The sequence below is a fragment of the Luteococcus japonicus genome (genome assembly GCF_003752415.1).
GTDB classification, from domain to species: domain Bacteria; phylum Actinomycetota; class Actinomycetes; order Propionibacteriales; family Propionibacteriaceae; genus Luteococcus; species Luteococcus japonicus.
In genome coordinates this window covers 904,025-918,183 of the sequence record NZ_RKHG01000001.1, presented here as the reverse complement: position 1 = coordinate 918,183, position 14,159 = coordinate 904,025, and the positions used below count along the sequence as shown (strand labels likewise).

14 protein-coding genes are annotated in these 14,159 nt (G+C 69.6%); 4 read left to right on the top strand and 10 right to left on the bottom strand.

Features of this window, described 5'->3' with window-relative positions:
- Positions 1-99: 99 nt before the first annotated feature.
- Positions 100-1,014 (bottom strand): hypothetical protein, encoded by a 915-nt coding sequence (locus tag EDD41_RS04510; RefSeq protein WP_123575104.1) that lies wholly within the window; start codon positions 1,012-1,014, stop codon positions 100-102.
- Positions 1,015-1,246: 232 nt separating this feature from the next.
- Between EDD41_RS04510 and EDD41_RS04505 the strand changes: the two genes are divergently transcribed.
- Entirely contained in the window at positions 1,247-1,792 is a 546-nt protein-coding gene (locus EDD41_RS04505; protein WP_094764390.1) for a PH domain-containing protein, read from the top strand.
- Between the two features lie 4 nt (positions 1,793-1,796).
- On the opposite strand, the gene EDD41_RS04500 is transcribed toward EDD41_RS04505, so the two are convergent.
- Positions 1,797-2,927, bottom strand: coding sequence for a PfkB family carbohydrate kinase (locus EDD41_RS04500; RefSeq protein WP_123575103.1), 1,131 nt, complete (start codon positions 2,925-2,927; stop codon positions 1,797-1,799).
- A 131-nt stretch (positions 2,928-3,058) separates the two neighbouring features.
- Between EDD41_RS04500 and EDD41_RS04495 the strand changes: the two genes are divergently transcribed.
- Together EDD41_RS04495 and purE are read left to right on the top strand one after the other, a co-directional pair.
- Positions 3,059-4,195, top strand: coding sequence for a 5-(carboxyamino)imidazole ribonucleotide synthase (locus EDD41_RS04495; RefSeq protein WP_245995718.1), 1,137 nt, complete (start codon positions 3,059-3,061; stop codon positions 4,193-4,195).
- Positions 4,188-4,736: a 5-(carboxyamino)imidazole ribonucleotide mutase gene (purE, locus tag EDD41_RS04490; RefSeq protein ID WP_094764393.1), complete on the top strand. Its 549-nt coding sequence runs from the start codon at positions 4,188-4,190 to the stop codon at positions 4,734-4,736. The genes EDD41_RS04495 and purE overlap by 8 nt, the downstream gene beginning before the upstream one ends.
- Here purE and EDD41_RS04485 read toward each other — a convergent pair.
- From EDD41_RS04485 to EDD41_RS04460, 6 genes are all read right to left on the bottom strand, one after another.
- A complete protein-coding gene (locus EDD41_RS04485; protein WP_123575101.1) occupies positions 4,733-6,340 on the bottom strand; it encodes an ABC transporter permease in 1,608 nt (535 codons plus the stop codon). The two genes, purE and EDD41_RS04485, sit on opposite strands and share 4 nt — an antisense overlap.
- Positions 6,337-7,242, bottom strand: coding sequence for an ABC transporter ATP-binding protein (locus tag EDD41_RS04480; protein WP_123575100.1), 906 nt, complete (start codon positions 7,240-7,242; stop codon positions 6,337-6,339). The genes EDD41_RS04485 and EDD41_RS04480 overlap by 4 nt, the downstream gene beginning before the upstream one ends.
- A complete protein-coding gene (locus tag EDD41_RS04475; protein WP_170165240.1) occupies positions 7,214-7,879 on the bottom strand; it encodes a TetR/AcrR family transcriptional regulator in 666 nt (221 codons plus the stop codon). The genes EDD41_RS04480 and EDD41_RS04475 overlap by 29 nt, the downstream gene beginning before the upstream one ends.
- 44 nt (positions 7,880-7,923) lie before the next feature.
- On the bottom strand, positions 7,924-8,907 hold the full coding sequence (locus EDD41_RS04470; protein ID WP_123575098.1) for an ABC transporter permease: 984 nt from the start codon (positions 8,905-8,907) through the stop codon (positions 7,924-7,926).
- Position 8,908: 1 nt separating this feature from the next.
- A complete protein-coding gene (locus EDD41_RS04465) occupies positions 8,909-9,913 on the bottom strand; it encodes an ABC transporter ATP-binding protein (RefSeq protein ID WP_245995535.1) in 1,005 nt (334 codons plus the stop codon).
- A gap of 78 nt (positions 9,914-9,991) precedes the next feature.
- Positions 9,992-11,320 carry an LCP family protein gene (locus tag EDD41_RS04460; RefSeq protein WP_245995534.1) on the bottom strand — a complete coding sequence of 443 codons (1,329 nt, stop codon included), beginning with the start codon at positions 11,318-11,320 and terminating at the stop codon, positions 9,992-9,994.
- Positions 11,321-11,415: 95 nt separating this feature from the next.
- On the opposite strand from EDD41_RS04460, the gene EDD41_RS04455 reads away from it, so the two are divergent.
- A complete protein-coding gene (locus tag EDD41_RS04455; RefSeq protein WP_123575097.1) occupies positions 11,416-12,471 on the top strand; it encodes a glycosyltransferase family 2 protein in 1,056 nt (351 codons plus the stop codon).
- 1 nt (position 12,472) lies between these two features.
- Here EDD41_RS04455 and EDD41_RS04450 read toward each other — a convergent pair whose 3' ends face one another.
- Both EDD41_RS04450 and EDD41_RS04445 read right to left on the bottom strand, forming a co-directional pair.
- Positions 12,473-13,381 carry a hypothetical protein gene (locus EDD41_RS04450; protein ID WP_123575096.1) on the bottom strand — a complete coding sequence of 303 codons (909 nt, stop codon included), beginning with the start codon at positions 13,379-13,381 and terminating at the stop codon, positions 12,473-12,475.
- Positions 13,382-13,405: 24 nt separating this feature from the next.
- Positions 13,406-14,122 carry a TIGR03089 family protein gene (locus EDD41_RS04445; RefSeq protein ID WP_123575095.1) on the bottom strand — a complete coding sequence of 239 codons (717 nt, stop codon included), beginning with the start codon at positions 14,120-14,122 and terminating at the stop codon, positions 13,406-13,408.
- Positions 14,123-14,159: the final 37 nt, after the last annotated feature.

Here is a 14,159-nt window from a genome sequence, read left to right as displayed (position 1 = left end):
CGTGCCAACGGTTGGCACAGCCGGATCCGCTGTGGCCCCGGTGCCGCTTCGACCTCCGAGGTGTTGCTTCGACCCCCGCCCATGTGGGTCGAAGCAGCATCAGGAGGGTCGAGGCGCGGCGCGCGCTGTGGCCAGCGCCTCCCGAATGCGGGCGACGACCACCTCGGGTTGGTGCAGCAACTCGTCCCAGGTCCACCGCACGACGACGAGCCCGCGACGGCGCAGCCGGTCCTCTCGCTGCTTCTCCGCCCAGAGCACCTCATCCGGGCTCATTCCCGGCATCGCCTGGGCCCGGTACTTCAGCTGACCGTCGAACTCACCCACGACTCCGCACTCCCACCAGAAGTCGACCCGGTCCACCCCATTGGAGTGGGGGAATTCATGCTGCAACTCGTCCGGGCCCAGCCCGGCCTGGACCAACAGGACGCGAGACAGTGACTCGCCGACGCTCTCAGACCTGTGGTCGGCCAGCGCGACGGCGCGGGCCGCCCCGCGGCATCCGGGCCTGCCGGCCTGGTCCCGCAATGCCGTGGCCAGCTCATGGTGGGCGCACCGCTGGTGGTGCAGGGCATCGTCCATGGCGGCCACCGCCCACCCGAGGTCCAGAGACCGGCCAAGGTCCACCAGAGTGCGGGGGAGCGTGGTCACCCGGTGGCCGAAGCGCAGACAGGCGTCGTCGCCGAGTTTCGCCCGGTGCACGCACACCCCCGCACGGCTTCGGCCGCCCTTGCGTCGAGGCTGGATGACGTGCACGGTGCCCAGAGCCGCCCAGGGCAGGGGCAGGCCCCATGCGGCCGCCGCCGAGGCATGGCTGAGCACCGTCTCCGGTCCGCACCGGGCCAGAACGGCACAGCACTGCACCAGATAGCGCCCCACACGGTCGTCCTTGGGCTCACCGTCGAGGTAGACCCCGCGGCGGATCCGGTGGAAGGACCCGGCGGACACCTTTCGGGAGACCTCATGGGCGTCGAAGCCCTCGGCGCGGAGTTGGCGATGCGTGACCAGACGGGACATGGGGCCAAGGCTGATGGTCCCCGCGGACCGCGCCAAGACCTCGTCGAAGCCCTGTGGACAATTCCTCGACGGACCGGTTCTGTGGATGGCGCAACGCACCCGACGCGCTGGCAGGCCACTTCGACCCCCGAGGTGCTGCTTCGACCCCCCCTCCATGAGGGTCGAAGCAGCATCGGGAGGGTCGAAGTGTTGTCCGGCCCGGGCAGATCCGGTGCCCGGGTACCGTGGACGCATGACCAATGCGCCACGATCCCGCCGTCGCCTGGGTGCCGAGGAGGAGGTGGTGCGCCAGATGCACACACACGTGAAGGCCTTGATCCTCCCGGTGCTGGTGCTCGTGCTGCTGGCCGTCGGCCTGGGGGCTGGGCTCGCCAAGATGCCGCCCGAGGCAGAGCCCTGGGGCAGCTGGGCGGCGCTGGGCCTGGTCGGCGTGCTGCTGATCGTCGGTGTGCTGCTGCCCGTACTGCGCTGGCTGTCGAACACCTGGACCCTGACCAATCGTCGGATCATCCACCGGCAGGGGATCATCACCCGCACCAGCCATGACCTGCCCCTGACCCGGATCAATGACATCGCCAGCGAACGCGGACTGCTGGACCGGATGCTGGGCTGCGGCTCGCTGAAGCTGACCACGGCCGCAGAGGACCCCGTCTACCTGCGTGACATCCCCGACGTGGAACATGTCCACGTCATGCTCTCCGAACTGCTCTTCGGGGCTCCGGCCCTGGGCACCGTGAGGTCCGCCGACGACTGGGTCAACGAGGAACTGGCCGACTGAGCCGTCAGGCGTCTGACAGCCGGGCGATGGTCGCGGCCGCCCGACGCACGGCCGTGTGCGGCACGTGCGGCACGATCTCGTCGAGGAAGGCGTACCGGCGTCGCACGCTGTCCAGATAGGCGCGCGGCGCGTGCACATCGGGTTCGAGCGTCTTGATCCGCTGCCACCAGTCGGCGATGTCTCCCCAGCCGGGTGCCGCCAGGGAACCACCGACCTGCTGCACCGCCAAGGACGAACACAGCGATGCAAAGGCGAGCCGATCCGCCAGCCGCCACTGGGCCAGCGTGCCCAGCACCAGCGCCGCCCCGAAGACGTCGCCGGCGCCCGTTGCGTCGATCGCCTTGACCCGGAGCGCGGGCACCTGGGCCTCCTCACCGGAGATGGAGTCGATGGCCACCGCGCCCCGCGGGCCGTCGGTGACCACAGCCAACGGCACCCGGTCGGCCAGGACGTAGAGCGCATCGGTCGGGGTGTCGGTCCGGGTGTAGGCCATCGCCTCGACGGCATTGGGCATGAAGGCGTGACAGAACTGCAGCTGGTCCAGCACGCTCGGCGACCAGCGGCCCGACGGGTCGAAACCGACATCGGCGAAGAGCAGTGAACCGCTCTGCCTGGCCTGGGCCGCCCAGGTCAGCTCCTGGTCCTCGTAGAGCGGCACGTCGGGCTTGAGGTCCAGCAGGCAGGCCCGCGCCCGCGGCATCGTTCCGATCATGGCGGTGGCGGATTCCGGTGCGTCGTGACCGTGCGTGACCATCTGACGATCGTCGCCGATGGCCAGTGAGACGGTCACGGGGGAGTGCCAGCCGGGATAGCGACGGGAATGGTCCAGGTTCACGTGTTCCTGCTCCGTCAGGGTGCGCCAGCAGAACTCGCCATAGTCATCGTCGCCGAAGGCGGCCCCCAGCGCGGTGCGCAGGCCCAGACGCGAGGTGGCCACGGCAAGGTTCGCGATGCCGCCCGGGCAGGAGCCCATTCCCTCGGACCAGATCTCCTCGCCGTGGTCCGGGGCCTTGGCCAGACCGGTGAAGATGATGTCCAGGAAGACCATGCCGTGCAGAAAGACGTCGAAGGTGCCACCGTCGTCGCCGCGCAGGGTGGCCAGGGGATCATAGGGATGCTGGGTCACAGGACCCATCGTGCTGGGCCTGCGGGTCAGTGGCAAGGTCCGGGCAGGCCCCTCCAGGACGGTAAAGTCGGCCCGTGAGCAGTGCACAGACTTCGCGTCCCTATGTCGTCGGCATCGTCGGGGGTGGCCAGCTGGCCCGGATGATGCACCAGGCCAGCATCGGCCTGGGAATCCGGGTGCGCCTGTTGGCCGAGGGCCCCGACGTCTCGGCAGCCCAGGTGGTGCGTGACGTCACCGTCGGCGACTACACCGACCGTGACCAGCTGCTGGCCTTTGCGGCCAGCTGCGACGTGATCACCTTCGACCATGAGCACGTACCGGTGGACCTGCTGCGTGCCGTCCAGGAGTCCGGCGTCGCCGTGCGTCCCGGACCCGACGCGCTGGTGCACGCCCAGGACAAGGCCGTGATGCGTCGCCGGATGGCCGAACTCGGCGCGCCGAACCCCGTCTTCGAGATCTGCGAGAGCCCCGAACAGCTGGTGGCCTTCGGCGAACGGATCGGCTGGCCGGTGATCGCCAAGATCTCCCGCGGCGGCTACGACGGCAAGGGGGTGTGGAAGATCGACGGGCCCGAGCAGGTGGCCGAGCCCTTCGAGGTGATCGCCCAGGAGGGCAGCACCGTCGACGGTGGCACCATCAGCCGCGAAGGCGTCGTGATCGTCGCCGAGGAGTTCGTCGACTTCCGTCGTGAACTGTCCTGCCTGGTGGCCCGTTCACCCGAAGGGCAGGCGGTTGCCTACCCGGTCACCGAGACCACCCAGACCGGCGGGATCTGCACCGAGACCACCAGCCCGGCCCCGGATCTGGCCGAGGAACAGGCCAGCGAGGTGCAGCAACTCGCCCTGCGGATTGCCGGGGAGCTCGGCATCACCGGCCTGTTGGCTGTCGAGCTGATGCAGCGCGCCGACGGTTCCGTGGTGGTCAACGAGTTGGCGATGCGTCCGCACAACACCGCCCACTGGACCATCGACGGGGCGCACACCAGCCAGTTCGAGAACCACCTGCGCGCCGTGCTGGACCTGCCCCTGGGAGATCCGGGGCTGCGGGCACCCCACGTCGTCATGACCAATGTGCTGGGTGGCACCGAGGAGGACCTCACCGGTGCCCTGCAGCACTGCTTCGCGCGGGACCGCAAGCTGCGTGTCCACCTGTACGGCAAGGACGTGAAGCCAGGCCGCAAGGTGGGCCACGTCACCACCTATGGCGACGACCCTGGCGACGTCACCAAGCGAGCCCGGCACGCCGCCGGCTACCTGATGGGAGACCCCAATGCCTGATCCTGACCTGACCACCCCGCTGTCCGTGCTGGCCCAGTCCGAACCGATTGCCCCGCTGGTGGGGATCGTGATGGGCTCCGACTCCGACTGGCCCACGATGGAGGCTGCCACCGTCGCCCTCGACGAGTTCGGCATCGCCTGGGAGGCCGACGTCGTCAGTGCCCACCGGATGCCGGAGGACATGGTGACCTACGGCCGCCAGGCCCACGCTCGTGGCCTGCGCTGCATCATCGCCGGCGCCGGGGGCGCGGCACACCTGCCCGGCATGTTGGCCGCGCTGACCCCGCTTCCGGTGATCGGCGTGCCCGTGCCGCTGAAGTACCTCGACGGGATGGACTCCCTGCTCAGCATCGTGCAGATGCCCGCCGGGGTGCCCGTCGCGACCGTCAGCATCGGCAATGCCCGCAATGCCGGCCTGCTCGCGGCCCGGATGATCGCCGCCGGCGACGCAGGGCTGACCCAGAAGATGCTGGACTTCCAGGCCAGCCTGCGTGACCTGGCGATGGCCAAGGGCGAGAAGGTGCGGCTGCACAACCACTAGGCGGGAATGCTCCTGCGCCGGTATCCCACCAGGCCGAGCACCAGCAACGCGAGGGCCAGCGCCGTCTCCACGGCGAAGGCGGTCCAGTCCATCGGGTCGCGGGGCAGGTGGGCCAGGTGACCCCATGGTTGCAGGCGGACCAGCCAGCCGGGCAGGTCGAAGAGCACCGCGAACCAGGTGCAGAACAGCGTCCAGCCCAGCACGGCCCAGACCAGCGAGGTCAGCCGGGGCAACCAGCCGATCAGCAGCATCGCGATCCCGACGACCAGCCACAGGCCCGGCAACAGGCCGGCCGCCGTGCGGAAGTACTGGCCCACCAGGGCCCAGTCGCCCTGGCGCTGTGCCTGCACCAGCGGCATCGAGGCGCCGACCGCCAGGAAGGCCAGGCAGGATCCGCCCAGGGCGAGCACCAGGTGGCTGAGAGCCAGGCTCCAACGGCTGGTGACCGTCGCCAGCATCTGCTCGGCATGTCCGCGGACCTCCTCGGTGCGCAGCCGGGCCAGCATCGAGGCCGCCATGATGGCCACCACCGTGCCCATGATGGCGATCATCGCGACGTAGAAGGACAGTTGCAGGTTGGCGCTGCCGCCCATCTTCTGCAGCATCTCGCCCATCTGGGGATTGGCGGCGATGGACTGGTCCATCTGACTCATGATGGATCCGATGCCGGCCGAGCAGACCACTACGGCTGCCAGCCAGCCCAGCAACGCGCCGCGTTGCAGTCGCCAGGCCAGTCCCCAGGCGCCATTCATCCAGCCCGGTGCCTCGGCGCGGCCCGGGGCGCTCTGGCGCAGCCCCGAGAGGTGGTCGCGGGCGGACTCCAACCGGAAGGCCAGCGCCACCAGCGCGAGGGACAGGCCCAGGGGCAGCAGCAGCACCCACCAGCGTTCGTCGGAGAAGGGGCGCACCAGCATGCCCCACTCCAGGGGGATGGCCCAGCGCAGTGCGGTGTAGGACGCGTCGGGGCCGGCGCCGTCGACGATCATCCGCAGCAGGAGCATCCCGCCCCAGAACAGGCCCAGCGTCCAGGCGCGGGCGCTGCGCGAGTTCTCGAAGACCTGTGCGCAGACCGCCCCGAGCCCGACGAAGACGAGCCCCTCGACGGCGATGGCGGCGCCGCCGGCCACGGATCCCGCCAGCGGCAGGCCCGCGGCTGCGGTCCATGCCGCCGTGACTGCCGCCAACAGCACGCAGCCCAGAGTGGACAGCAGCAGGGCACCGGCCAGCGGAGCGTGTCTGCCGACAGCGCCGGAGCGCAGCAGCTCCAGCCTTCCTTCCTCCTCCTCGGCGCGGGTGGCCCGGATGATCCCGAAACCGCCCATCAGGCCGGCGAACATGCCGGCAAAACCGCCCACCCGCCAGAAGACGAAACCGCCCTTGGTGTAGATGTCGAAGGCGGGGCCCAGCAGCGCCAGCATCGACGGATTCGTGCGCAACGGCTCCAGCGTGGCCCGCGGGTCCGTGCCGGGCGGGATGATGGTGTCGTACTGGGTGGAGGTAAGGGGCATCAGGCAGGCCAGGCCCAGGATCCACAGGGTCCAGAAGAGCCAGTTGCGTCGCAGGGCCAGCCGCAGCATCAGCCCGGTGCCGGTGAGGGTGCTCATTTCGCCGCCCCCTTGCTCCCGGCGTCGTAGTGGCTCAGGAAGAGCTCCTCGAGGGTGGGCGGGGTCGAGGTGAGATTGCGCACCCCGTGCCGGGTGAGCACCGTGAGCACGGCATTCATCTGGTCCGCATCGACGTGGGCGCGGATCCTGGTCCCCTCCACCTGCAGGTCGTGCACGCCCGGCATGGTGCCCAGCTCGGCGGGCACGCTGTCCAGGCCCGCGGTGACCTGCAGGCTGTGCAGGTGCCGCAGCTCGTCGAGGGTGCCCGTCTCCACGACGCGCCCGGCGCGGATGATCGAGACGTGGTCACACAGCGCCTCCACCTCACTCAGGATGTGCGAGCTCAACAGGACGGTGCGCCCCTGGGCGCGTTCGGCGCGGATCCGGTCGGTGAAGACGCGTTCCATCAGCGGGTCCAGTCCGCTGGTGGGCTCGTCGAGCAGCAGCAGGTCCACATTCGAGGCCAGTGCCGCCACCAGCGCGACCTTCTGCCGGTTGCCCTTGGAATAGGCCCGGCCCTTCTTGCGGGGGTCGAGGCCGAAGACCTCGATCAGCTCGGCGCGCTTGGCCTTGTCCAGGCCGCCGCGGGCGCGGCCGAGGATGTCGATGGACTCCCCGCCGGTCAGGTTGGGCCACAGGTTCACGTCGCCCGGCACATAGGCCAGGCGGCGGTGCACTTCTGGTGCCTGGTTCCAGGGGTCGCCTCCCAGCAGGCGTGCCGTGCCGCCGTCGGCGCGCAGCAGGCCGAGCAGGACGCGGATGGTGGTGGACTTCCCGGCGCCATTGGGGCCGAGGAAGCCGTGCACCTGGCCGGTGGGGACTTCGAGGTTGAGCCCGTCGAGGGCCCGCACCTTGCCGAAGGTCTTGACCAGGTCAGTGGTCTGGATTGCGAGGTCGTTCATTCCCGTCTCCCGGGGGCGTGGTGTTGGCGGCCTTCAGCGCCTCCAGGTAGGCAGGCGTGAACAGGCCATGGGTGAAGACTTCGGCGGCAACCAGGCCATAACGAGCGACCACATCGGGGTCGTTCAGGTGTTGACCACCCAGCTGGCGGGCGAACTGGTCCGAGAGCATCAGGAAACCCAGCGAGCTGGCCACCAGGAAGGCCGTGGCGGCCTCCCGGTCCTCGGGTATCCGGACCAGGCCGTTGGCCTCGGCCAGGTCCAGCATGCCTTCGGTCATGGCGACGGTCCGGGTGTAGATCCGGTCCGCGATCTTGCCGCCCTCCCGCAGGCCGGTGACCAGATAGGCCATCACCGGCTCGTACTCGGGGTGTTCGGCGAGGTAGTCCCGCAGGGCCGGCTGGGGTCCGATGGTGAGCAGCGTCTTCTCCTGCTCGATCAGGTCCATCACCCAGTCGTCGCAGTGTGCTCGCAGCTGGTTCTTGCTGCCGAAGTGGTGAATCACGAGGCCGGGGGAGACGCCGGCACGTGCGGCGATCTGGCGGATCGTCGTCTTCACGAAGCCCTGGGTGCCGAACAGTTCCAGGGCCGCCAGGCGGATGCGTGCCTGGGGCAGGAGGTCGGCAGGGTTTGAACTCACGTTCAATAAATTAAACGTGCGTTCAGCGCCGGGTCAAGGACCCGTCACGCAACGTCGCGACGCCGGAAGGACCACCAACCCAGCGCGACGGCCAGCGCCGCCAGTCCGAACAGGAAGAGCCCCGCGTCGCCTCGTTCCAGGACGCGTTGCGGGTACTCGCAGTCCGTTCCATCGCGGCGGCAGATGGCCACCAGATAGCTCTTGGGGCCGTCGACCCAGGCCTCCACATTGTTGACCAGGCTGAAGCGCTGGAGGCGGCTCTGGCTTCCGGTCAGAATCGCGGAGCCGACGCCCAGGGCAGCCATCACCCCCAAGACTGCCGCGGTGTGACGGGTCAGGAATGCCAGCCCGGCTGCCGCCAACCCGGCCGCGATCGCCATCAGGCTGGCGAGTGCCAGGCGGCCGATCAGGCGGACTTGGTCGGTGGATGTCAGGTCCCAGGCGAGCCCGTTGACCTGGCCGATCGCCCCGATCCCGGCCAGTGCGATCGCACAGGTCACCACGCACAGGCCGACTGACGCAGCGGCCAGAGTCAGCAACTTGGCCCAGAAGACCCGGCTGCGGCGCGGTTCCTGCAGGAGCCAGCCCGCCATGTTCCCCGTGCTGAACTCGGCCCCGATGAAACTGGCGCCGATCACGACACACACTGCGGTGAGCCCGAGGGCGGCCGCGAAGTGCAGACCGGTGGTGAGCTGGGAGACTGGGCCAGCCTGGACGCCGTAGTAGTGGGCCTTCGGCGCGAGGTTCTCCTCGGTGCACTCCATCAGGGAGTCCACGCCCTGGCTGCGCAGCTCCGCGTTGCTCCGCTCGCACTCCTGGATCTGGATGTGCTTGTTGAGTTCCCAGTCCTTGCGTGCTTCCTCCCAGCCCTGCCGGGCCGCGGCCTGCTGTGCCGGGGTCGGTGGAGCCGAGGACTTCCAGGCGCCATAGCCGAGGGCCGACAGGGCGAGCAGCAGCGCCGCCAGCGTCCAGATGGTGGTCCGGCGGTGAGCAAGACGGCGCAGTTCCGCCCGCACGAGTCGCAGCATGTCAGGACTCCTTCGCAGTGGTTCGGGAAGCGATGGTTCGGGACAGCGGCGGAAGTTCGATGCCGGGGCCCTGGTCTGGGGAGAGGCCCTCACCGTCGGTGAGTTCCAGGTAGACCGCCTCCAGATCCCGACGGACACTGACCAGTTCCCGGAGGTAGAGGCCCTCGTCGGCCAGCAGCCGGGTGATTCGCGCCGGGTCACCGGCGGACTCCACCAACAGGGCGGTGCCGTCCGGCACCACCTGCAGACCGTTCTGGACCAGCAGCTGGGCTGCGCGCGTGGAGTCGTCCACGCGGATCCGCATCCGGCTGGCCCGGGCCCCCAGGAGTTCGACCACCGAGCCGCTGGTCAGCAGGCGTCCCTTGCCGATGATGCTCACGGTGTCAGCCATCTGCTCCACCTCGGACAACAGGTGGGAGCTGACCAGCACGGTGCGGCCCTCCCGCCCCAGGTTGCGGATGGTCTCGCGCACCTCGTGGATCCCGGCCGGGTCAAGGCCATTGGTGGGTTCGTCGAAGATGAGCAATTCCGGGTCCTTGAGCAGGGTGCTGGCCACGGCCAGGCGTTGCTGCATGCCCAGGCTGTAGGTGCGGTAGGGGTCCTTGGCGCGGGCGAGCAGGCCCACCTGGTCCAGCACGCGGTCCACCCGTGCCCGGGGCAAGCCACCGGCGTCCGCGGCGAGCTCGAGGTTCAGCCGGCCACTGAAGTTCGGGAAGAAGCGCGGCCGCTCCACCACGGCGCCGATCCGCGCGATCACCTGCGGCAGGCGGTCGGGCACCGGGTGGCCCAGCACGCTCATGCTGCCCCGGTCCGGACGCACCAGGCCCAGCAGCATCTTGATGGTGGTGGTCTTGCCGGAGCCATTGGGCCCGAGGAATCCGTGCACGCCGCCCTGCGGCACCTGCAGGTCCAGGGAGTCGACGGCGATCCGTTGTCCACCGCGCAGGGTGCGGTAGCTCTTGCGCAGGCCGCGAATCTCGATGGCCAGGTCAGTCAGGGTGTCCACAGGACGACGCTAGGTGACCGCGGGGACCACTGCCAGCAGCCGCGCCCTGCACCAAGACCGTGGTCGTAGCGGGTCAGGTCACTTGGCGTACTTGTCCAGCCCCGACGTGTCTCCCCGGGCCATCTGGCCGAACATGTCTGCCGCCGCCTCGTCGTCCCACAGGATGGAGGATCCGGCCGCCGTGGTGGCATTGGCATTGGCCAACGGAACTGCCAGCTGCAGCCCGTCGCCACCGGAGATCTTGCGGATCGAATTGCCCGCCGAGGCCAGGTCCGTGATGCCGGTGTCCTCGCCGCGCAGGACCGCGCCGGAGACCGCCATGTTCAGCCGCCAGTAGCGCACGGGGTTGATGAAGGTCATCGGGCTCATGGACTTCTTGACAATGGCGCCCATCATGGCCCGCTGGCGCTTCATCCGGCCCAGGTCGCCCGTCGGGTCTGCCTTGCGCATCCGGACATAGCCCAGCGCATTGGTGCCGCTCAGCTTCTGGCAGCCCGCCGGCAGATTGGTGTGGGAGTCCTTGTCCACCATGGGGGACTCGAGGCACATCTTCACGCCACCGACGGCATCCACGACTTTGGAGAAGCCGTCGAAACCCACCTCCATGTAGTTGTCCACCCGCAGGCCGGTGTCCTGTTCCACGGTCTTGACCAGGAGTTGCGGGCCACCCAGGGAGTAGGCGGCATTGAGCTTGTTGTGTCCGTACCCGGGGATGCTGACATAGGAGTCACGGGGCAGACTCACCAGGACCGGACGGCCGCTGTCCGGGGTGTAGAGCAGCATCATCGTGTCCGTGCGCTTGCCGGTCTCCGTGCCGGTGCCGAGCTTGGCCTGCTCCTCGGCGCTGAGATCCTCGCGGGCATCGGAACCGACCAGCAGGGTCGTGGTCCCGGGCTGCTTCGCGGGCCGGTCACCGGAGGGCTGCTCCTGGACCTTGTTGGACATGGTGAGTGCCACCATGGGAACGGCCACCAACCACACCAGCCAGGCCAGCAGGGCGATGCCGACCAGGCGCGCCCAGTTGCGCCGCCCCCGTGGCCTGCCGGCCGGGGGACGTGCCGCCGGGGGTGCCGTGGGCCTGGTCCTGGGCGGCTGCGGGGGTGGCGGTGGCGCGACGGGACGCGAGGGTTCGCGACGGGGTTCTTCCGTGGCCATGTCACGACGGGAACGAGTGCTGGGGCGGGGAGTCACATCGGCCTCCGAGTGCACCACACGCTGCGGCGGGTTCGCCGCCTGCGCCGCCTGGGCACCGGTGGCGGCGGCGGACTGGGCGGCCTTGGTCCGTCGGTGCTCCAGTTCCGCCAGTTCCGTCTTGTCCATCACGCGGGTCTGGTCGATGCTGGGCCGCTCGGAGCCGTACAACCAGTCGAGGTCCTGCTGGCGACGCGAGTCGTGACGTGGGTCCATGCACCCAAAGTTAGCGAGCCAATCCCAAGCCCTTGCTGAGGCATGGCGGCGAGCCGGAAGCCGGGCACTTCGAGGGTGCTGGAAGAATGTCCCGCATGACCAGCCCCGTCCACGATGCCGCCAGCCCCTCCCCGGACCACGTGAAGCCGCCGGTCAGCGTCGTGATCCCGGTGCTGAACGAGGAGCGGCACCTGGCCGCGTCCGTGGCCGGCGTGCTGGCCCAGGACCACCCGATGGAGGTGATACTGGCGGTCGGACCCAGCACGGACCGCACCGAGGCCATCGCCCAGGAACTGGCCGCCCAGGACCCGCGGATCACCGTGGTGCCCAATCCGTCGGGCACCACCCCGGAGGCACTCAACCTGGCCATCGCCGCGAGCCAGCACGACATCATCGTGCGGGTCGACGCGCATGGGGAGCTGGCGCCCGGCTACATCGACAAGGCAGTGGAGATCCTGCAGCGCACCGGCGCCGCCAATGTGGGCGGCCTGATGGCGGCCCGCGGCACGACCCCCTTCGAGGAGGCCGTCGCCGTCGCCTACACCTCCCGGATCGGTCTGGGTGGCGGCAGCTTCCACTTGGCCGACTCGCCCGAGGGCCCGGCCGAGACGGTCTTCCTGGGCGTCTTCCGTCGCGACGCGCTGCGTGCTGTGGGCGGCTACGACCCGAGCCTGCTGCGCGCCCAGGACTGGGACCTCAACTACCGCTTGCGCAAGGCGGGGGAGACGGTGTGGTTCTCGCCCGAGCTGGAGGTCACCTACCGGCCGCGTTCCACGGTGAAGGCACTGGCCAAGCAGTTCTTCAAGACCGGCCAGTGGCGCCGCGAGGTGATGAGGCGCAATCCGGACACGGCGAGCCCTCGCTACTTGGCCCCGCCGGCCGCGGTGCTGGCCATCGCCGCGGGAAGCCTGTGCGGGCTGACGGGCGCCCTCGTGGGGCCGCGGTGGATGCGCTGGGGCCTGGTGGCTCCGGCTGGCTACCTTGCCGGTGTGACGGCCGCGTCGGTGGGCATGCGACGCGAGATCGAGCCCCAGGTCCGCGCCCGGCTGCCGCTGGTGCTCACCGTGATGCACCTCGCCTGGGGAGCGGGAGCCATCGTCGGACTGCCCGCAGACCAGCGCGAGCGGGCCGCCGAGCCCCCGGTGGGCTGACTCAGGACCAGACCGGGTCGCTGCCGGCCGCCCACCACTCCAGGTCCATGATCCCTGGCGGTGCATTGCGCAGGGTGAACTGGATGTCTCCCTCGGTCTGTCCCCAGCTGGCCAGCTGGCTGATGGTGGAGCCGTCCGGGGTCGTGTGCAGCAGACGAGCCGCAGCGGGCGGATCTTCGTGGAAGATCGCGCCCATCGTCACGGCCTTGACCTGGGTGGTCAGCGCCAGGCTGTGGTAGTTGTGCGGGTCATCGTCGGCCTCCCACTCCACGGTGTACTCGTACCAGGCGAGTTCACCCAGCGACAGGGGATGCGGGAACAGGAACTCGACCGCCACGGCACACTGGCCGGGAATCTCGATCACCTCGCCCAGCTGGATGCCGGTTCCGGGTACGACGCGCGGAGGGTGCAGGCCTGGCTCGGCGCCATGGAAGACCCCGGGGAAGCGCCGGACCCCCTCAGCGTCGGCGCACACGAGGCGTCTCACCGCCTGCCGCTCGAGGCCCCCGGGCAGGCCGCAGTGGGTGAAGTCGGCCAAGACGATGTTGGACAGGGGGTTGTTGAAGCCCAGGCCCATGCTCTCCAGCACTTGGCTGGCGGGCTCATGGTCCTCCAGGGCCGTGATCGGGCTCCATGCTGGCTGCGCCGAGCGGGGCAATGCAGACAACAGGGTGCTGTTGGGCAGCCCCAGGATCTCCTCGATCACGCCCAGCGCGCGGATCGACCCGGCTCGCGCCGGTTGGGAACGGCCCGTCTGCCAATAGCTGAGAGTGGCCACCGACAGCGTCACCTTGCGCCGGGCCAGTTCCTGCTGGAGTTGGACCAGGGTGAACGGGCTGGCTCCCAGCGCCTCGGCGAAGATCTCGGCGAATCCGTGGGGCACGGGGGTGGTGGGGCCGTGTGGGAGCATTGCTCCATGGTCGCCCATGATGGGTCACTTCGGGCCGAGGTCTGCCCTCTCGGCAGCGGCAATCGCTTCCAGACGGTCAGGAAGCTCGCAGTTGTTCACCACCACCACGGAGCCACCGCCGGCCAGGGGAGCCAGTAGCAGCCGGCCGAGGTCTGCCCACGGACCGTCGGCACCCGGGAGGACGACGTTGCGCCCCGCGACGGGGGTGATGGCCGCCAGGGCCTCGGCCCCCACCTGCTGTTCACCATCGTCGAGCCAGATCTGCGGGGCGGGATTGCGCCAGTGCACATCGGGTTGGCTGAGCACCTCGGCATAGTCGGTGACACCCGCGACCGGTGTGGGGAGGCCGGCTCCCAGGGGGTGCAGCGAGCAGACGACGGTCTCGACGCCCGGGACGGGGTGCGGGTTCTCGGGGCCGACAACGGCCAGCTCGACGCGTTCCAGGTCATCGCGCGGGACGGCGAAGACCGTCGCCCCCACCTGCCAGGCGGCCAGCGTCCAGACCAGGCCGACCCAGTGGCCGGGATGGCTGAGCAGCAGCGGAAGACCCAGCTCGCTGCCCTCGTCGAGTCCGACGGCCTCGATCAGGTTTGCCGTCTTGTCCACCCAGTTGGCCAGCGTGCGGGCGGAGAACTCCACCCGGGAACCGTCCGCCTCGTCGTAACAGGTCAGCAGGGGTTGTGCTCCGTCGCGGTGCACTCGCTGCTCGAGGGCTGTGATGGGGCAGAAGGCATTGCTCATTGAGCCATCGTAGGCGGCCGGTTCACAGCGCGTGCTC